Below are 19,441 nucleotides of genomic sequence, written 5' to 3'. Positions count from 1 at the left end.
CGGTGAGGCGATGGAGCATCAGACTCGAAGGGTGAAGAATTAGGCCCTGTCTTGCACCACACCTGTTGCGATCACTACGGTGCTCACTCATAGCCACTGAGCTGCAAGAACTCCGCCGAAAGTGCGCATCAGGGTAGGCGATCTCCAGAGAATTTCGGGTGTGCCTGGAACGGCAGCACCCGCGCCCGGCCTACCGGCGCGTGCCCGACGACGTCGTCCGCGCCCAGCACAAGGCGATGACGTACTCGCACCAGCAGCTGGCCGCCGAAGGCTTCAACACGATCGTCTTCGCCGACAACCTGTACCGCCTGGAGCCGCTGTTGAAGCGGCTTTCCGAGCGCCGCGAGGCTGACCTCGGGCGTGACGGCGGCAACGGACTGGGTGACCTGCTCCTGGTCCGCCGGTTCTTCGGCCCGGAGATCCTGCCTCTGTGGACGTGGCGGCCGGGCTCGGACCTGGTGACCGGCCCGGACCGCGTCGCGGAGATCCGCCTCGGGCAGCAGTACCTCACCCTGGCCTTCCGCGCCGACGTCGACGGCGAGGGCGATTACGGCTTCGACGTGCTGCTGTCCTGCCCCACCGACCCGGAGTGCGCAGGGCAGGCATGGGCGCCGGTCTACTCGGTCACCGACCTGCACAAGGCACTGACCGGCGCCATGGACAGCGATCCGGACATCGTCTGCACCGTCCACGGCGACGGCGTCGACGACCAGGACGACGACCCCGAGGGCCGCGCGGACCTTCAGGCGCAGTTCGCGGACGCGGTCGCATGAGTCGCGCCGCCGACGGACCGCACCCGCTCACCCCGGCCGACCTTCCGTCCGGGGATGAGTGGTGGCGCGGCTTCCCCGAGTGCCACCTGCCGATCCAGGGCGGAGGCGCCGGCCTCGCCGCGCACCGCCGCACCGTCCACACCAACGCTGGTGATCCCCGGCGGCCCATCACGATCCATCCGGAGTTCTGACCCGCCCTCACCGGCGTGACGGACGCTCCGTGCCGCCCCGGCCCCGTTCGACGGAGGCCGGGGCGGTCGCGGTGGTCCCTCAACACCGAGGCACCAACACCGAGCAGAGAGTGGAGCTGGACGTCATGCACCTGCGCATCTACGAGGTGGACGTCCCCATACACGACACCAACCACCCCGACCGGCACGGTGTGACTGAGTGCGCTAGTTGTCCAGTGAGTGTGCAATCTGGCCAATTGAGTGCCCAGCGTTGAGCCGGGACGCTGAGCCAAAGCACGATAGTTGTCACCAAGGCAGGCGTGCTGTCACCAGGGCCACCGGGGGGCGAGTGCTGAGCAGAGTTCTGGACCGCGGTGCAGTCTCAGCTGTCCACCCCGGCTTCCCACTTGCGTCGGCGCAGCATGTGGTCGCTGAAGAGGTGTCGGCTCTGGTCGAGCAGTTCACCCACCTCTGCGTCGCCGCGCCGCCCGTCAGGCGACGGATGCCAGCGCTGCACTGATTGCGCGGCCCAGGTGCGCAGCTTCATATCCGGGTCCTGGAACAGACCGACCGCCGCCCGTAGCGCCACTGTGCCGCCGCGCGCGTCGAGCAGCCGGAACGCGCCGACGCGGACGTGCCGCGGCCGGTCGGTACTGGTGCGCTCCAATAGCCAGTCGGCGGGCAGTTCCTTGGCCGAGGGCAGCAGGGCGGCGGCGGTCTCGCGGACGACACCGGCGGCAGGGTCGTCGAGGAGCGGCCGCAACTGCTCCGCATCCGCGCAGTCCAGCGCCCGCAGCCCTGCCACCGCTCGCGCCCGCACCCCGGCCGCTGGGTGCACGAGCAGCAGCCGCAGCAGCCCGGCGTCCGCGCGGTTCCCGCACTCGGCCAGCCCGATGACCGCACCAGGCGGCAAATCGGGGTCGTCCGGTGTCGTGCACCGCTCCCGGTACCAGACCGCCGGGTCAACACCCTGCTGTCGTACGACATACCGGGCACAAGCACGCACGAGCGCGGAACGGTCGCTGAGAAACGGCTCCGCCTGCTCTGCCCGCCCCGCCCGTCTCAGCGCGGTGACGCCGGCCGAACGGGTACGCGGGTTGCGTGCGGACAGCAGTGGAGGCAGCACACCCTCGTAGGCATCCTCATCCCCCAGAGCCGTGAGCGCCGCTTTGGCACACAGGTCCTGGACCACGGTGTCCTGGTCCCCGGCGGCCGCGCGGGCCAGCTCAGCGGGATGGAGCAGTTGGCCCTCGATGGCAAGCCGGTACGCGAACCGCCGGACGATGCGGTCGGGGTCAGCGAAGAGAACAGCGAGCTGCCCGTGGGATGCCTGTCGCAGGATCTGGCCGAGCACATCGACGCCGAAGGCACCTCTGTCGCGGCGGCCGACGCGGAGGATGAGCGGCGCGAGGTCGAGGGCAGAGTCCACGTTCAGGGCCTCGCGCAGAGCCTTCCGGGCGTGCTCGCGCACCTGGCCGACCCAATCGGCGCAGCGGATCACGACCAACGGCAGCAGACCGGGGTATCGGACCGACTGATGCACCGCCTTCTGACGGATCCTCCCGTCGCGGTGGCAGAGGGCGAGTGCGAGCCGAGACTCGCCGAGCTGAGTCAGGTCGGCGGGCAGTGGGGCGGAGTACTCCCACCCCGGCAGGAACTCCGGGCGGTGCCAGGCCACCTCACGCACTCCTGCGTCCAGCGCGAGCCAGTCAGCGGGGTCGGCGACATCAAGCGTGCTGTGAAGCGGCGTACCTCCCGCGAGCCGCGTCGCTGCCACTGTCCCGTCCTCGATGTCCGCAAGCATTCCCGCCCCTCCAGCAGTCGTACCAGGTGATCGTAGGGGCGGGGTTCGTGTAGGGCGCGCGAAATATGGCCCGTGATCGCCAAGGGCCGCCGTATGGCACCCTGCCCACCAGAAGCCGAACGCGGTGACATCGCCCCTGCTTCGCTTGCCGCTGGTGACAGGTAGCGCGCCGCGTCGGTGACAACCACCATGCTTTGTCCTACTGAAGCCGCAGGCCAGCCGATGCCGGTGGTGACAACTATCGTGCTTCGGCGCAGACGCGATAGGCGTCGGGCTGGTTGTCGGTGGCATCGGGTTGGATGAGCACGTGACTGTCTATGACGCGGCCCGCCGCCTCCCCTCTATCGCCGACCTGCGGGACCTGTGCCGTTCGCTGGCGATGCTCGATGCGATCCTGAGTCCGGATTGGGAAAGTCGGTACTACTCCTGCAACGCTGGTTGGGCCGAGGGCGAGGAGATGGCCTCGATGCGCAATGGGTCGGGGGACGAGTATTCCATCGTGTTCTCGGCGGCCGGGGTCTATGTGCGCGGCTTCTGCCATGAGTCTCCGATGAGTCCGTATGGCAACGATGGTGAGCCGTGGCCGGGAGTGATCGACGAGGTCCCCGAGCTCTTCAAGCCCTTCGTTGAGGAGCCGGCGTTCACCGACGAGGACGACGTACCGGTCGTGACGGCCTGCTTGTGGCGGGGAGCGACGGATGATCGCTGGCACCACGGCGCGATCGAGTTCCCCGAGAATGCTGTCGACCCCGATGGGGCGACGAGCCTGTTCGAGCTTCTGGTCGACCGTTCGCCGGAAGCGTTCCAGCGCTTTGTCGAGGACTATTACGAGGTCTCCGTGGACCTGGAGGCAGTGAGCCACGTGTTTGCCCTGCGGCCGCTGAGTCAGGAGCTTGTGTCGCTGTTGAACTCTGAGGTCAGCCTGACGGACCTCGCTCAGGACATCTCCGAGATCGGCTATCCGCAGCCAAACTAGGAGCCAGCCTGAACGTCAGTTACTGACCTTGAATGCGTGATGTCGTCATGGTGGCTGGCGTCGGAGGCTGGTGCCGGTGAGGCAGCCGTCGAGGACGTCGTGGCGGTATTGGAGCTGGCGGAGGCCGCGTCGGACGGCGGTGATCAGGTCGTCGGGGTCGGCGAAGGCGCGGTTGGCTGTGGTGGTACGTCGTAGGACGGACCAGATGCCTTCGACCGGGTTGAGGTCGGGTGCGTAGGGCGGCAGTTGGAAGACGGTGAGCCAGTCGCGCTCGGCGATGTAGCGGCGCATTCCGGCAGTCAGGTGGGTGTTGAGGTTGTCCCCGACCAGCACGATCGGGCCGCCGAGCTGCTGGTGGGCGGTCTGGATGAGGTCGCGGTAGTCCTTCCAGGAGAAGCTTTTACGCCCGTCGGGGCGGGCGTCCGGGCTGGGCCGGTAGATCAGCCGCGAGCGTTCGCTGGCCTTGTAGCAGGCCAGGGCGGCCACCGATAAGCGGCGGCGGGAGCGGCCCCGCACGCGGACCACAGGGGTGTGGCCGCGGCGGGACCAGGTGCGGGTGGTCGGCGGCGTCATCGAGAATCCGGCTTGGTCCTCGAAGACGAGCCAGGCGTCGAGCGCCGCCACGGTCCTTCCACCTGAGGCCAGGTCTCCTTCATCCAGCCGGCCACCGCCGCCTCGTCTGAGCAGCGCGGCGACGCCCTGGACTGTGTAGCTCTTGTGGAACCGTCGCCCGATCAGGGTCTTGATCCGCGACAGCGTCCAGGTTTGGTCCGGCCAGCCATGCGCGACCGGGCCCTTGAGCAGTTCCCGCTCGAGGGCGGCGAAGAGTTCATCGCTGAGCAGCGGCAGCGACGCCGGCCCCTTCGAGGCCAGGGCTTTCGGCCCGTACTGCAACCAAGCCTTGCGCCACCGCTGTACCGACCGGACGCTGACCCGCAGGTCGTGAGCGATGACCGCGCTCTCGTCGCCCTGCTGGAACCGCTCGGCCGCCTCCAACCGCAACTTCTCGCGGAAGGCCCGCCGTTCGTCAGTCAGCCCGCCCCCTTGCGCATACCTCATGCACTTGGCGTACCGCAGGGATCATGGACCGTCAGCCCTACCGACACCACGCTTTGAAGGTCAGTAGCGAGCTGGGAAGGAGTCCAGGGCAAGATCCCATCGGTCGGCCTCGCGAAGCAGTACTGCAGTATCCAGCCGTAGCTCCACGAAGTACTGGTAGACGTCCGCCCCGTCATTTTCCTGCTGCCATGGGGGCGCCGCCTCAAGGGAGAGGTGAACACGAATCGCTGCCCCGCTGTCGCTTCGATCAGCGAGGCTCACGGCAAGGACCGGTTCGACGAACCATGTGTCCGGAGACAGCCAGCCTTCGGCATCGGGCTCCGTCACCGCCACCGTCCCGGCGGCCACCGCCCGCAGCCAAGCGGACACCTGCCGGGCTTCATGAGCCAGCAGACATGGATCAGCAAAGGTCCAACTGCCCTGGGGAGTGGCCACTGATCCACCAATGACCAGCCAGTTGTCGTCGTACGAGTCGCCCCGGACCGCAGCGAACTGATAGCGCAGCGGACAGAGCTCGACACTGCTCGCGTGATCACCCAGAAGCACTGCCACAGGATGCCACGGCCCGAATGCGTGATTCAGCAGCCTACGGAGGACTGCCGGACATGGTGCTCAGCCTTGTCCAGCCATTCGGTGAACCAGTCGCTGAAGGTGACGGGCTTGCCCTCCGCGTCGACGAGGGGCTCAAGATCCGCGTCGTCTGCTCGGGGATCGGACCACATAGTGCCGCGGTGGGAGCCGCTAAGGACTAGCCAGCTGCGCTGAGCACAGCCGTGGTGGCAGATCACGATGGCGCCGGCGGTGCGCTCGGGGGCGAACATGACGGCTTCCCATCGTTCATCCCACGCCTCAATGGCGGTGTCGAAGTCCTCGATTTCCTCGAAGTCCTCCTCTTCGGGACGCTCGGCCAGCAGCCGTTCGAGGACCTCTGGGTCCGGGCCCTTGTCGGGGAACGGTTCGGCAAGCTTGGACAGATCGGCCAGGTCGGCACCGTCGCCCTCCCAGCGCCAGCGGCCCTGAATGCGTCGCACGGGAAAGACGCCATAGGACGGCCCCGCGCCCCCGGCGGCGACCGTCGCGAGGAAGTCCCGGTACTCCGAAGGCAGTCGCACGCCTATCTGGCCTTCCAACTCGACGATCTCGTCCTCGCCAAGCGGATCCTCGAGCGTCCACCGATGACCGAGTGTACCGAACACCTTCTGGCTCGCCGGGAGCGCGCTCAGCTCCACGATCCGCTCCCTCACCCCGGCCCAATCCTGATCAACCATGCAGCGACCATATGCGCCGCCGCTGACACGCCCACCGGAGGGTCGTCGTGTCCTGAGGCGAGTCAACGCCCGCCGAGACTGTCGACCTGACCACCGAACCCACGCGTGGGAGGGACAGTTCGGCGCGACAGTGAGCGGGTTCCGCCGTCCACACGCACAGGATTCCCGGAACTCGCGCGCTTTGCGCCCCGGCGGCCAGGAGCCCGTCGCCCGGATCGAGTGCCGCGCCGGCCGCCGCTTCGCCTGGCTGTATCGCATCGACCTCGCCCTGCCCGTCCGGCCGATGACCCTCGCCAAGGAAGCCGCACTCGACAAGGCGATGGCCGCCCGCACCACCTGCCCGGCATGCCGCCGTCGCTATCACCACGCGCTGCCTCTGCGCACCCTCGGCAGCTGCCTTCTCCGAACTACCGGGGCGTCCCGTGGTCAGGTGACAGGACGATCAGTCCTGCGGGGAAGGGGCCGGTATGGGGCCGGAGAACTGCTGTGAACGGCGCGGGTGTTAGCTTCCCTCCCGTGTTAAAACACCAGGACGAGACCAGGGCGGCCTACGACGGGGTCGTCGACCTTTATGCGTCGATGTTCGCTAATCGGTTGGAGACGCAGCCGTTCGCACGGAACATGATCGGCACCTTCGCCGAGCTCGTGCGTGGCACGGGGAACCTGCGGGCAGCCGACGTCGGGTGCGGACCCGGCCATTTGACCGCCATGCTGCACGACTTGGGGTTGGACGCCTTCGGGCTCGACCTCTCCCCGGCTATGGTCGCCCACGCCCGGCGGGCCCATCCGGCGCTGCAGTTCGACGAAGCACGAATGGAGGCCCTGCCGGTCGAGGACGGCGCGCTCGGCGGAGTGCTGGCCCACTAGCCGATGATCCATACCCCACCTGAAGAATTGCCCGCGCTGCTCGCTGAGCAGGTGCGTGTCCTGGCACCAGGGGGCCTGCTCCTGGCGTCCTTCTTCGGAACCGAGGGGCCGGAGCCTGTCCGCTTCGACCACAAGGTGGCGCCTGCCTATAGCTGGCCGGCGGAGCAGTTTGCCGAGTTGCTGGCCGGGGCCGGACTCGCCATGGTGGCTCGGTTGCTCCACGACCCAGCGTCCGAGCGGGGCTTCCTCGACACCCACCTGCTGGCCCGCCGCCCGTAGAACGTGGCGCGTGGCCGGGGTGGTGTGGATCATCCGCGTGGATGAAGCTCGTCCAAGCGCCGCGTTCTATGGCGGTGGCCGCTGAGCACGCCAGAGCGACAGCCGTTCAGTCACGCAGGCCCCGGCGGGGTGGCCGCCGTAGTGGTGCGAGCAACGATCTCCCGGAAGGTAGGAATGCCCAGGTCGACAGACTCTTGCTTCCGGGAGATCTGGGCGTCGAGTTGGGCAAGCTTCTCCTCGGCGTGGGTCAGGCTGCTCTGCAGCCCCTCGATCTCACCGAGCCACCCTTCCCTTTCGGCTTCCAAGATGCGCGTGAGGAGGTTGTCGCGGATTTCGACAAGTCGGGGACGCTCTGTCGCGTGGACGATCAGGACGGGGCACCGGACACAAGCGTGTTCGTGAGCACAGTCAGTTCCGTATGCGCGGCCGCAGTCGCCCAGGGCGAGTTTGCGACGCTCAAAGTGTCCGAGAAACTCTCCCCATTCCTCAGGAGTGACGGTGCGGTATTCATCGGCAGGTCGCAGAGCCCGGCGCCGGGCGATGAACGCTCGATGTGCCTCGATGGCATCAGTGGGGTAGATCGCGGCGTATCCCATCGTCGTTCCGATGTGGTCGTGACCAGCGATGACCTGGGCGATGTGAGGGGGCAGGCCGTTGAGGATGGAGTCCGTGATGAAGATCCGGCGGAAGTCGTGGGGCTGAAAGATGAGGGGGTCGCCCGCGCTGTCCGTCAGACCTGAGGCCAACAAGGTGACGTCGAGTCCCCGACGGATCGTCGCTCGTGACAGCGGACGCAAGTAGCCACCAGAGCGATCCTGAAACAGGAGAGGCATCGGCGGGTTCCAGACCCGTTCATAGTGGTCATAGCTACGAAGAACGGGGACTCTCCCGTCCGATCCTCGGACTCGAGAGACGACCGTGCTCAACACGTCCGCCAGCTCCGGCGTGACCAAGACAAGTCGCTCTTGGTCCGTCTTCGACGGGGCGATCTGCAAGAGCGGAACGGTCTGACCGGTGGTGGGGAGCTTGTAGCTGACGATGCTGTGATGCCCCAGCTCGAGGAGTTCCTCGATACGGATGCCGGTGTGCCGCAAGATCTCGATGGCAGCCCACCCCCAGAATGCGCTGCGCTCCTCACCCGCGAATGAGCGCCGGGTGCCCTTCGCATCCCAGGCATGGATCGGACGCCCGTCAGCGCATTTACTGAAGCGCGGAACTCTGAACGTCTCACCAAGCACGCTGAAATCCGAACCGAGCGGGGCAGCGTTGAGTGCATCGAGGCGCATGGTGGCCTCTTTCAGCAGGCGGTGAGCCGTCTTCACCAGCGTGGGCAGCGCCGGCAGGCGCTCGCGAGTACGTCGGTCCATGCGGGCCTTGAGCTGCTTCCCAGCCTTTCTTCCCGAGCACTCGGCTTCGCTGATCGGACAGGGCGCCACCCAGGCAGCCCACTGGCCAGGGTCCTCCACTGCCCACTCCGCAAGGTCCAGGTAGAAGGCTCTGACCTGGGTTTTGATCCCGATTGCACCTCGGCGTGGCTCTGTGAACTCACGAAATGATCCGTCGGGCAGACGCTTCCGGACGGTCTTCGTAGCCAGGCGGACCTTCCAAGCAGTGATCACCTCGGCAGGCAGCCGAAGAGAGTCGATGCCCGGATGATGCCGCTCCAGGTCGCCCCAGAACCGAAGCGCCAGCGAGATCGTGAGCGCCTGCAGCGTCGTGAAGTCCAGCCCTACGGACCGATGGGAGAGGTAGGCGACCAAGAGATCGCGGATCGGACGGCACTTCAGTTCGTAGCGGTCGACAAGGTCCGCCGGGGTGAGTTGCCCGGTACGGTTCGAGATCCGGAACAGCGTGTGCGGTGCGTCTGCTGGAAAGAGACCCAGGTCGCGTAGCCAGGTGTAGGCGAGCTGGATCCGTCCATTGCTGTTGCTCGGATTCTTGCTTTGCCAGAGCAGCAGGTCGCCGACTGTGGACGTTCGCGTAATTCCCCAGCCGAAATGTCACGTAATTCCCCAGGTACTGGGTCGTGAGCCGACTGTGAAGTCCTGGGTCAGTCCCACCAGAGCACGAGGAGAAGGTGCCGTTGGGATGCAGCGAGGTAGAACTCGCGCAGGGCATTGAAGTGCCTGAGCAGGTACTTCCTCGGGCCACCGACGATCTTGTCCGCCCCAGGACCGATCAAGGAAGCGGCCTCGCTGTCGTCGGTCGGCAGGCCGGCCAGGACGGCCGGAAAGTCGATTTGACCGAGCAGTTCCGAGACGCGGGCTACTTGACCTGCGGAAAGGGCAGTGGGAGGCGGTCCGAAGGAACCGATGGCATGCGGGTGCGTGTTGAGGAAGCCGAGATCGATCACCGAGTCTCCGGCGGTGGCCTGCCGAAGAGCATCCAGGTGGACGCCGTCGATACCTGCCAGCTCGCAGGCCCGTTCCAACATGGCCGGTGCCCAGTCCAGGTCCAGGACGTCCGCCGACGGCGGATCCCAGTTGGGATCTCCATCGGTCGATGTTCCGGCTGACCGACGGCAGGCGGCGAGATACTCCGCCGGGACGCGGGCGAGTTGCTGGGTGACGGCCATGACGGCAGTATCCCGACGGCGTCCACCGGTTTTCCTACTTGGTCGGGGGCCTGCCGTTCTTGTCGGTGGGGTTCTTCGGGCGCTTGTTGGGGCGGTAGCTGGGGCCGTTCATGATGACCTGGTGGCTGGTGTTGATCAGCCGGTCCAGGAGCGACTCGGCGACGACGGGGTTGGGGAAGAGGGGATACCAGTCGCTGGGCGCCCGGTTGCTGGTGATGATCAGGGACCGGCCCTGCCGCTCAGAAACGAGTTCGTAGAGGTCGTCGGCGTGGGCCGCGGAGAGCTGACGCATGGCGAAGTCATCGAGGATGAGCACGTCGGGCCGTACCAGTTCACGGATCCGTTTCTCCCAGGTGCGGTCCGCGTGCCCGCCGGCGAGTTCGGCGAGGATCCGGCTGGTCTTGGCGAAACGGACGTGGGCGCCCTGACGGACCGCGAGGTGGCCCAGCGCCTGGGCGATATGTGTCTTGCCGACCCCGACCGGGCCGAACAGGATGACGGACTCGCCCGCGTGGAGCCAGCGCAGGGCTCCCAGGTCGCGGATCTGGGCCGCGGGCAGTTTCGAGGAGGCGGTGAAGTCGAACTCCTCCAGGGTGACCTGCTGCTCGAACTTGGCCCGCTGGAGCCTGCGCTGGAAGGCAACCGTCTCGCGGCGGGTGATCTCGTCATGGCAGAGGACCTGGAGGAAGTCGAGGTGGCCGAGTTCGCCGCCGTGGGCCTGGGCGAGGCGGGCGTCGAGGGTCTCCAGCATCCCGGACAGCCGCAGGGACTTGAGGGACTCGCGCAGGGCGGTGTCCATCACGCTCATCGTGCCGCCACCTCGTCTTCGCCGTGGACCTGGTCGTCGCGGGTGCCGTCCGGGGTGTCCGGGGGTGTGACGGAGCCGAAGAGCCCTTGCGGGCCGTGGAGGAAGGCCGCGGCGCCGGCGTCTCCGCTGGTCTCGGGCTCGGGATCGCTCTCGGTGCCGGCGACCAGGATGCCCTTGATGGTGCGGTAGGACGGGTCGCCGACCGTGATGGCTCTCGCGCAGGCCGCCTCCAGGCGAGTGTCGCCGTACTTCTTGCGCAGTCCGAGAACCCCCTGGGCAGCGCGGAGCCGGTAGAGCGCGTTGACCTCCAGCAGCTGGTCGACGACCTCGCGGCAGGCGTCGCCGACCTCGGATGCCTGGGTGCGGCACCAGATGGGCGTGCCCTTGTCGACCGTCCAGGACCCGGACACGTGCGTGCCTGTCACCTTCTGGCCCTTCTTCATGGGCACACCCGTGTCACGCCAGCTGGACGTCGAGCTGACCGTGACGGTCGCGGCCTTAGCGACACGCCGCATCTGGCGAGTTGGGCCTGCCTGCAGGCGCTGCCGGACCGCCCGGCGAATGAGTGCCAGGTGCCCGCAATGCACCGTAATGAACGGCTCGGGTTCGTACTGGGTGGCTCAATGCATGGAAGCCCAGGACTACCATGCGTTAAAGAGATCACGCACAGTAATCGACTTTAGTAATCACGATGTGAAGCTAGCCACAAACCGATCTTCAGTTCGTTTCTTACTGGGCACTTCCTCGCCCTTACGCCCAGTAAAGGTCTACAGGCAGTGGGTCACAACTGACGGGGCGCATGCATAAGCGGCCTGCGTGTGCAAACCCGGTGTCGCATCAATACCTAGGGCCTTCGATCCACCCGTCAAACCGGCTCAGTGCCTGAGAATTGCAGGAATTACGTTGGGTAGTCTCGAGGCTACCGCGGCGTCTATCTGTGCGACGATGCCGCCGGCGGTGCAACCCCCTCCCCACCGGCCTTCTGGTCCCGCGGGCCAGGAAGTCGCCTGGTCCCTGCCATCGGGCAGGCACTGGTGAGGGGGGTGAGTTCCTGTGAAGGGGCGTCACCGTCGGCGCGGTCCGGGCTGGTTACCGGTTCTGCGTCAGGTAGCGACGGTGTGGACGGAGATGGCGGCCGCCATCTACTACACAACCAAGTTGCCGCAGTCGCCATTGTGGGACTGGGTGGTCAGCTCCCTATTCGCATTAGGGAGCTGACCAGTCCCACCGGCCGCTGCGAAGCCGCACCCACCTGCCAGTGGGTGCGGCTTCCTGCGTTCATGGGCGTACTGGGCCCGGCCAGCGTACGCTCCAACATGTTCGCAAACGACAGCTGAGCCTGCCGTCTACCTTGCCCATTCCAGTCCGAGGGCGGCGAGCGCCTGGCGCTTGTCTTCGGTGAGCCTGTCCCGCCTAGAACGTGCGCTCGAGAGAAATGTCCGGAGCTTCACTTCCGCCCCATCCTCAAGCCGTTCGACGTGGCCCCGAGGGACCGTCACAGAGCCCGTACGCGCCCTGTGGCAGGGCCTCCGCCCCCGCTCGAACGCCCCAGAGCCGCCCTTACGGGCCTTGGCGGGCGTCTCCTGCGAGCGCGGGCAGGCCCGTGATGCCGAGCCGCTCCAAGCGCTCATGGGCGCCGTGGACGGGGTCGCGGCGCATCTCTGCGTCCGGGGCCGGGAGCCGGCTGCGGCGATGCCCGAGCTGCTCCAGCGCTCGCGCTCTCCGTCGTGAAGGGCCTGTCAGCTCGGTCGTCCTTCATCCACCGACCAGCTCATGCAGCGCGTAGTGGTGAAGCGGCGTTGTCTGGGGTAGCCACAAACACGGGCTACGAACGGCTTCCACGGCGATCAGCAGGGCTCCGGGCGGCCCCGCGCGTCGGCGGCGGGGACCGAGGGAGGGGCAAGCCATGGGGACACGGATACGTATGAGGAAGATTTTCTGGGCTGCGATGGCGGGGGTTGGAGGGGTTGGGCTCATCCTGCTGACTCCATTTCTCCTCATGGCAGTTGGACCTGACGACGCAGACTGGGCAAAGCTGAGCCAGATCAGTCAGGCTTACGGGGCGCTGTCGGTCATTCTTTCTGCTGGTGCCGTCGCTGGAGTCGCGGCCTCGCTGGCGTATCAAGCCAGACAAACACGTATCGCGACGGAGGAGACGACCTGGAGTGCCCACCGGGAGCTCCTCCTCTTGGCGCTAAGTAAGTCTGAGTTCCTCACGTGTTGGGAGCCGCCGTCCACGTCTGTGACCCCAGATGAATGGCGACGCATTATTTACACCAATCTCATCATTCAAGACTGGGAGAAAACTTATGTTCTTGGCTTGATGACCGAAGCGCAATTATCTAGGACTTTTGAACTGCACTTCCAAGGGGAGACAGCGAGAGATCACTGGTCGAACTCGCGAGAACACTACTTGCGCTATGCCGGTGGTGGGATGAACCGGAGACTTCGAAACTTCGCGCGCACGGCAGACCGCTGCTACCAAAACGCGGTAGCTGCCGGGCCAGCGATCCCGGCACACAGCTACTTCACTTCACCCGTCCTCGTACAGCCGCCGCCATCGCAGGCCTGATGGGCAACCAAGGTCTCACGCTGCCCAGTCGACACCGAGCGCGGCCAGCCGAGCTGTCCAGGACCGGTGTTTGTGATCAGAGGCGGGTGGTGTGGCCTGGGCTGATCAGTTTGCTGTGCGGCTGCGGTGTGGCCGTACGCATGCCTCGGTGGCTGTGACGATCATGAGGTCCGGACGACGGTGGACTTCCGAAGTGCAGCTTTGTCAGGTAGCGGTGGTGGTGATCAGGTTGTGTCATCTGCGACGTGCATGGTTCATGTTCAGTGATCGTTTGGAATGGACGCCCGCACCGTGATTCTGACGCGGGTCACCGCCGACACCTGGTCCGGTTTGCCTCGACGCCTCGACGCCTCGACGCCTCGTTCCCCGGCACCGGCTACCACCGCTCCACCCTCACCGTCCACGAGGTGTTCTGCGAGCCGGAGACGTCCCCTCGCTCGGCATGCCACCAACCCGATCACCGATGACGTCAGCGAGACGAAGCTGCGCGGCGGGTACCGGCCGCGCGATCTGCTGCCCTGCGGCGCCGTTCGGCCCGGTCGGGCCGGTTGACCTCCACCACGTGAAGGCCCGCCGAGCGGGCGGCCCGGGTGAAGCCCGCCCCGCAGGAGGCGGTGCCTTCCACGCCGATCGCGATCACGTGTCCGTGCGCGGTCAGGAAGGCGATCGCCGCGGCATACCCGGCGCCGGTTCGGCAGGCTGCAGGGGCCCAAGGGGCCGGGACCCGGGAAAGGACTGCAGATCCGCCGCGTTTCACAACCGCGCAAATAACCCGGATGTCCAGACTCTCTGGACATCCGGGCTATGGTGGTGGTGTGACTTCAACTGTCGACCTGCTCCGCGGCATGCTGGGCGAGAACGCGTACAGGGCCTTGGAGACATTGGCCAGCGCGGCCACACCCCTGTCCGGCCGGAAGGTCGCGAAGGCGCTGGACGTATCTCCAACCACGGCGACGGCGGCGCTGGACAAGCTTCGAGAGGCCGAGTTCGCCACCTCAAGCCAGGTCGGGCGTGCCAAGCAGTGGCGCCTCAACACCGAAAACGACACGCTGCGCACATGGCTGGAGGAGACCCGGATGAGTGCCGCCAACGCTGCTCCCACCGGGATGAGCCCGTACGCGACAGGTGGTGGCGGCGTCACCTTTGAGCGCAAGGTCGCCGTCCAGTATCTTGCTCGCCTCCTCCTCGGCGAGGGCGCGGCCGAGCTGGGCGACAGCCGGTCGGTCGTCAGCGTGGCCTTTCAGCAAGCACCCGAACACTCGGTTGACGACCTCGTCATCCACGCGGCATGTGCTGACGAGCCGGAGCCGTCCCTGGTGCTCGCCCTCGCCATGCGCCGGGCACCCGACCTTGTGCAGAGCAACGAGTCGAGCAGGAAGCTCATCTGCACGTTCGTGCAGGAGGTCGTCAACGCACCCGCCAACGGGCCCGAATACCGAGCGGCTCTGGTCGTCGCCGGTCCGCAAGAACACGCGGAGCAGTTGGCGGTACTCGCAGCCGGGGCCGGCAAGCAAAAGGATGCGCCCAGCTTCTTCGGCCTCGTCCGGACGCACCAAAAGTTCCGGGCCGACATTCGGGCACGGCTCACGCACATCGAAGAACTCGTCAAACTCGCCCTGACCACGCTCGGGACCGCCGATCCCAGCCCGCAGCTTGTCGAACAGCGCACCTGGGAACTGCTGTCACGGCTGACCGTGCTCATGCCCCGACTCGAGACACCAGACGAATCGGACTGGGCCCAAGTAACGAACTCCCTGATCCCCGTGGCCCGCGGCACCGACCTCTACGGGGCAACGCGGTTGCTGGAACGGCTCGTCGCCCTGGCTGACGAGTACCCGCCGAAGGCAGCCACCGTCGACCTGAGTCTTCTGCGGCGCGACGCGCACCAGGTCCTCGACTCGGCCACACGCCGCCACCGGCAGGGATGGAGCGCACTCGGCCACCTTCACGAACGGGCGCTTGCCTCGGTGCGCGACGAGATCGCCACCGAGGACGGTCGAACGGTGCAACTTGACCGGAGCGATACGGCACTTCAGCTACTTCAGCTCGTGGAGTCCCCGGCGGCGGCGGTCGTCGCCCACGGTGACTCCGGCGTGGGCAAGAGCGCCCTCGTCGTGCGCACGCTCGCCAACGCTGCACAGGACCCCGATTCCATGCAGGTGGCGTGCATCAACCTGCGGCATCTTCCCCCCACCACAGTGGAATTGGAGTCCGTACTCGGCACCTCGCTCACCGCGCTACTCGGCGAGCTGAGCGCCCCTCGGCGCCTCCTCGTTATCGACGGCGCCGACGCATTCGCCGAGGGCCTACGGAACCCCTTCCTCTATCTGGTCGACGCGGCTGGTCAGGCCGACGTCAAAATCGTGGCCATCACGGCGAACGACGCCCAGCAAGTCGTCCGCGACACGATCAAAGAACGCTGCGCCGGAGAGGTCGCTGGCTTCGAGGTACCACCGTTGACCGATGCCCAGGTAGCAGACATCGTCGCAGTCTTTGAGGAGTTGTCGGCCCTCGCGGCGGACCCGCGCTCACGTGAGCTGCTGCGCCGACCCGTGGTGGTGGACCTGCTCGTTCGAGGAGGCGTGAAGGCCACACCCCTCAGCGACGCCGATGCCATGCAGCAGGTGTGGTCGGGACTGGTGCTCCGTCAACGTCCTGAACGGGGGACCCCGGACGCCCGGAGCATTGCCCTTCTCCGCCTGGCCGCCCTGGAACTCGGCCAAGGAGACCCCCTGGAGGTCGTCGGAGCAATCGACCCCACGGCGCTTGCGGGACTGCGCCAGGATGGGGTGCTGCGTACGGGCGAGGACGACCCGTTCGCCATCGGTCCGCAGTTCACCCACGACGAAGTGCGCCGGTACGCGATCGCCCGGCTCTTCCTCTCAGCCAGCCACCCCACGGCGAAATTGGTCGAGGCCGGCGTGCCGCGTTGGGCGCTCGGTGCCGCACGCCTTGCCTGCCAGGCACTGCTTGCCGCTCCCGACACCCCGAAAGCCCCTCTGCGCGGCAGGCTCGCCCGCCTGCAACAGGCCTTCGACGACCTGGCTGCGGCAGGCCACGGGGACCGCTGGGCAGACGTACCCGGCGAAGCGCTCCTGACACTCGGAGCGCCCGACCCGGTCCTGCGCGAGGCCTGGCCCACGCTGCGCGCTGAGCCCGGCACCGGCTTGCGGCGACTCATCCGTCTCGTGCACCAGCGGCTGCACAACGAAGCGGGTCTGGTGCGGATCGCCGCAGCCGAGCCGCTCATCGCCCTGCTCCTCGACGAAGACGAACCCTGGCAACAGGGCAAGCACGTGCAGGGCATGCTGCGGGACTGGCTCCACGCCGTCATCATCGCGGAAACACCCGCCGGGCATCCGCTCCGGGTCAAACTGCACGACCGCCTGCTTGCCGCCTGCGCCGCTGCAGACCGCCGGCTCAACGACGAGCAGGCAGCCGCGGCTGCGGCCCGGGCGGCTCTGTCGCCGGAGGAAGCCGAAGCCAAGCGCCAGTTCCTGGAGAAGCAGCGGCTGCCCTTCATGGGGGACAGCCGTCGGCGCGCGCGCCGACGCAGTCGGCTTGAGCTCCCCCGCGAGATCACCGATGAGCTTATGGTCGAACTGCTGGCACTGCTCGGCCCGGATCTCGGTGAGGACGGCGAGGCCGTCCTGCGCCGTGTTGCGCGCGACGCGCCGGCATGGGCCGGTCCCGCTGTCGAGGAGGTACTGACCGGCCGGGCGTTGGCCATGTATCGCCGCGGTTTCCTGGCCGAGCTGACCGAGGCCTACTACATCAACGAGGACCACGACGGGGCAGGATTCCACGAGTACGGCATCCGGCGCCATACCGCTCGCAGCCTCGGCGTGGCGCCGCTCGCGGCCTGGTACCGCGGTCCTTTCATGCCGATGTTCCGCTCGGACTTCCGCAACGGCGTCTCGATGCTGAACCGTATGCTCAACCACGCCGCGCTGGTGCGCGCACGCACCCTCGCCGGCGGTCACGGCCACGACAGTGCCCGGATCGAGGACCACGAACTCGACGCCTACCGCACCGAACTCGACGTCACAGGAGCACGCCGGACCTACGTCGGAGACGAGCAAGTCTGGCTCTGGTACCGGGGGACCGGCGTCGGCCCCTATCCCTGCATGAGCGCGCTGCAAGCACTGGAGCGGATCTGCGACCAACTGGTCGAGGTAGACGTCCCCCTGGACACGCTGGTCGCTATCTTGCTCCAGGACTGCGAAAACCTGGCGATGGTCGGCCTGGTCGTCGGGCTGCTCGTCCGCCACCTGGAACGCGCCGACCGTCTGCTGGATCGCTTTCTCACGGAACCGGTGATCTGGCACCTGGAGTTCGCACGTCTCGTCCACGAAGCGAGCGGCCTGAAGGCAGCCGACGATGGACTAACGGCACCCGAGCGTCGGCGCTGGTCGCTACGGGAGGCAGCCATGACGATGGTGCTGCGCGCCGACGATCAGCGAACGGGCGAGTTGCGACTGATCGGGCAACAGCTTGTCGCAACGGCCAGGCGACTTGCAGAAGAAGAACTCGGCGAACTCGACGAGACAGCCGCCCAAGAACAGCTCGCGCCTGTGCGCGCCTGGGCCAGTAGCCTCGACCGCGGCACCTACCAGGCCCAGCAAGTGGAAGGGGGCCTGCAGATCCAGAGCACGCCGCCCCGAGACGTCGTTGAAGCGCTGCAGACCACGAACGTCGAAACGGCACGCGCCCAGGAGGCCATTCGGCTCAGCGTCCGCTATTACATCAATCCCAAGAACGGCAAGGATGACGCCGTCGACGCGGACGAGTTGGTCTCCGACCTGGCTTCGGCACAAGACCTCCTCGAAAACCCGCCCGGCCTCGACCCCAGCGGCCAGTGGGACGCACCCGCCGCGGTGGCCGCGACGGCACTCACCGCAGCCATCGTGGACGGCGTCGAGCTGCCCGTCGACGCACTGCGCTTCGCTGTTGACACACTCCTGCGCATTGGCGAGAACGCAGCACCACCGCGTCGATTCGAATCCGAGGACTCATACTTCGAACAGGGGGCGGACCGTATTGCCGCACAGGCACTGCCGCTCCTTCTGCTGCCCGCTGCTGCGGAGTTGCGCGCCAAGATGGACGGCAAGGACGGTTCCACGACGTACCGTCAGGCCGCCGCCGCGGCATGCAAACTGGCGCACTCCCTCCCCAACGAGGTTCGTGTGCACCTGGCCCGCGGCCTCGACCATGTCTGGCTGGCTGCGTGCACAGCCGGAAACAACACCTGCCACCACGAAACCGCCTTCCATCTGACGGTCGAGACGATGCGCGACTGCACCCTCGGGGACTGGGATCCCGAGACCGGACAGCGCAAGGTCGTCGTGCTCCACGATCCCGTCGCGCACTCGCTCGCGGCCGCCGCCGCCGACTCCATCTACGTAGACCGCCTCGACGCGGCGATCAGGGCCCTCGGCCCGGCGGCGACCGCGTCGAACTGCGTCTCGACCTCCGCTCGCGAACTGCTTACCGTCCTCGTTCAAGCCCATCGCCGCGCGTTGCTTGCATCCGAGCGCGACGTGGACAGCCGCGGCACCCACGCCCTGATCGCGGCCCGGGCACTGCTTACGGTGGCAAGCGCGGACGACGATGCACCCGTCTTCCAGCACATCGAGGCCTATGCCGACGATGCGACGCTCCTCGGCGGCTTTCTGCGCGCGTTGTCTTCCGCTGCCGAGGAGTCTGCGGACAGGGCAGCCACCGCGAAGCGGCTGTGGCCGACCGTGATCGCCCATGTGATCGCCCTGCAGGCCTCCGGGCACACGCCCTTCGCAGGGCGAAGCGAGTACTTCTCCGCCCTGGCTTCGCTTTTGCCCAACCCCGCCTCCGAAGTGGCCTACCTCTACCGGGAAGTGGAGGACGAGCCCATCGTTTGGTGGGAGCCGCTGGCCTGGCAGGACACCGTCGCCCAGTGGTTGCCCCTCGCTCAGGGCCACGCAGCATGCGTGGATCAGCTCATCGGCTTCATCAAGCCTCTACCGGCCGAAGAGCAGGTACACATCGGCCTTCCTTGGGTAGTGAACCTTGTCCTCGCCAATCCCAGTCAAGTAGCGAACCGCACTTATCTATTGGCGTCATGGCTAATCGAACTACGCCAAACTGTGGCCGACGTAGGCATGCCAGCTGACTGGCAACGGGTAGTCGATGCACTCGTAGTTGCTGGAGTGTCCCGACTTGCACCGTACTCTGAGTGACCGCGCCGGGAGATGGAGCGCGCACCACGAGGCGCAGGACCGACCAAAGTGACCGCGGACTGCGATCACCAGGTC

At 66.9% G+C, this 19,441-nt stretch carries 12 protein-coding genes and 3 pseudogenes; 7 read left to right on the top strand and 8 right to left on the bottom strand.

Annotated features, from left to right (window positions below; genetic code table 11):
• Positions 1-158 precede the first annotated feature (158 nt).
• Both QF032_RS00205 and QF032_RS00200 read left to right on the top strand, forming a co-directional pair.
• A pseudogene (locus QF032_RS00205) lies at positions 159-773 on the top strand (ATP-binding protein); the annotation flags it as partial.
• The gene (locus QF032_RS00200; RefSeq protein ID WP_307054233.1) at positions 770-964 is read left to right on the top strand and encodes a hypothetical protein; all 195 of its coding nucleotides are present in this window, start codon (positions 770-772) and stop codon (positions 962-964) included. The pseudogene QF032_RS00205 and the gene QF032_RS00200, both read left to right, overlap by 4 nt.
• A 361-nt stretch (positions 965-1,325) precedes the next feature.
• Here the strand turns inward: QF032_RS00200 and QF032_RS00195 are convergent, their stop codons facing one another.
• Positions 1,326-2,747, bottom strand: coding sequence for a hypothetical protein (locus QF032_RS00195; RefSeq protein WP_307054230.1), 1,422 nt, complete (start codon positions 2,745-2,747; stop codon positions 1,326-1,328).
• A 307-nt stretch (positions 2,748-3,054) separates the two neighbouring features.
• Here QF032_RS00195 and QF032_RS00190 point away from each other — a divergent pair, with 307 nt between their 5' ends.
• Complete coding sequence (locus QF032_RS00190) at positions 3,055-3,723, top strand: hypothetical protein (RefSeq protein WP_307054229.1); 669 nt, start codon at positions 3,055-3,057, stop codon at positions 3,721-3,723.
• Positions 3,724-3,768: 45 nt separating this feature from the next.
• On the opposite strand, the gene QF032_RS40850 is transcribed toward QF032_RS00190, so the two are convergent.
• The 3 genes from QF032_RS40850 to QF032_RS00170 are packed head-to-tail and all read right to left on the bottom strand — an operon-like array spanning position 3,769 to position 6,050.
• Complete coding sequence (locus QF032_RS40850) at positions 3,769-4,782, bottom strand: transposase (RefSeq protein WP_444875842.1); 1,014 nt, start codon at positions 4,780-4,782, stop codon at positions 3,769-3,771.
• A 60-nt stretch (positions 4,783-4,842) separates the two neighbouring features.
• Positions 4,843-5,328, bottom strand: coding sequence for a WapI family immunity protein (locus tag QF032_RS00175; RefSeq protein WP_307054227.1), 486 nt, complete (start codon positions 5,326-5,328; stop codon positions 4,843-4,845).
• A gap of 32 nt (positions 5,329-5,360) precedes the next feature.
• Positions 5,361-6,050 carry an SMI1/KNR4 family protein gene (locus tag QF032_RS00170; protein WP_307054226.1) on the bottom strand — a complete coding sequence of 230 codons (690 nt, stop codon included), beginning with the start codon at positions 6,048-6,050 and terminating at the stop codon, positions 5,361-5,363.
• 181 nt (positions 6,051-6,231) lie between these two features.
• Here QF032_RS00170 and QF032_RS00165 point away from each other — a divergent pair, with 181 nt between their 5' ends.
• Together QF032_RS00165 and QF032_RS00160 are read left to right on the top strand one after the other, a co-directional pair.
• Positions 6,232-6,540, top strand: a complete 309-nt coding sequence (locus QF032_RS00165) for an RRQRL motif-containing zinc-binding protein (protein ID WP_307054224.1) — start codon at positions 6,232-6,234, stop codon at positions 6,538-6,540.
• 26 nt (positions 6,541-6,566) lie between these two features.
• Positions 6,567-7,196 (top strand): annotated as a pseudogene (locus tag QF032_RS00160) (class I SAM-dependent methyltransferase).
• 110 nt (positions 7,197-7,306) lie between these two features.
• On the opposite strand, the gene QF032_RS00155 reads toward QF032_RS00160, so the two are convergent.
• The 4 genes and pseudogenes from QF032_RS00155 to QF032_RS00140 form a co-directional block, all read right to left on the bottom strand.
• A complete protein-coding gene (locus QF032_RS00155) occupies positions 7,307-8,956 on the bottom strand; it encodes a site-specific integrase (protein WP_307054222.1) in 1,650 nt (549 codons plus the stop codon).
• Positions 8,957-9,246: 290 nt separating this feature from the next.
• Entirely contained in the window at positions 9,247-9,771 is a 525-nt protein-coding gene (locus tag QF032_RS00150) for a DUF1877 domain-containing protein (RefSeq protein ID WP_307054220.1), read from the bottom strand.
• Positions 9,772-9,805: 34 nt separating this feature from the next.
• A complete protein-coding gene (gene istB / locus QF032_RS00145; RefSeq protein WP_307054218.1) occupies positions 9,806-10,579 on the bottom strand; it encodes an IS21-like element helper ATPase IstB in 774 nt (257 codons plus the stop codon).
• Positions 10,576-10,959: pseudogene (locus QF032_RS00140) on the bottom strand (IS21 family transposase); the annotation flags it as partial. The pseudogene QF032_RS00140 and the gene istB, both read right to left, overlap by 4 nt.
• Before the next feature lie 1,544 nt (positions 10,960-12,503).
• On the opposite strand from QF032_RS00140, the gene QF032_RS00135 reads away from it, so the two are divergent.
• Entirely contained in the window at positions 12,504-13,151 is a 648-nt protein-coding gene (locus tag QF032_RS00135) for a DUF6082 family protein (RefSeq protein WP_307054216.1), read from the top strand.
• A gap of 815 nt (positions 13,152-13,966) precedes the next feature.
• Positions 13,967-19,366, top strand: a complete 5,400-nt coding sequence (locus tag QF032_RS00125) for a hypothetical protein (RefSeq protein ID WP_307054214.1) — start codon at positions 13,967-13,969, stop codon at positions 19,364-19,366.
• The last annotated feature ends 75 nt before the right edge of the window (positions 19,367-19,441 follow it).

It is taken from the genome of Streptomyces achromogenes, from assembly GCF_030816715.1.
GTDB lineage: Bacteria > Actinomycetota > Actinomycetes > Streptomycetales > Streptomycetaceae > Streptomyces > Streptomyces achromogenes_A.
The sequence above is the reverse complement of the archived record's forward strand: the minus strand, read 5'-3'. Positions and strand labels throughout refer to the sequence as shown.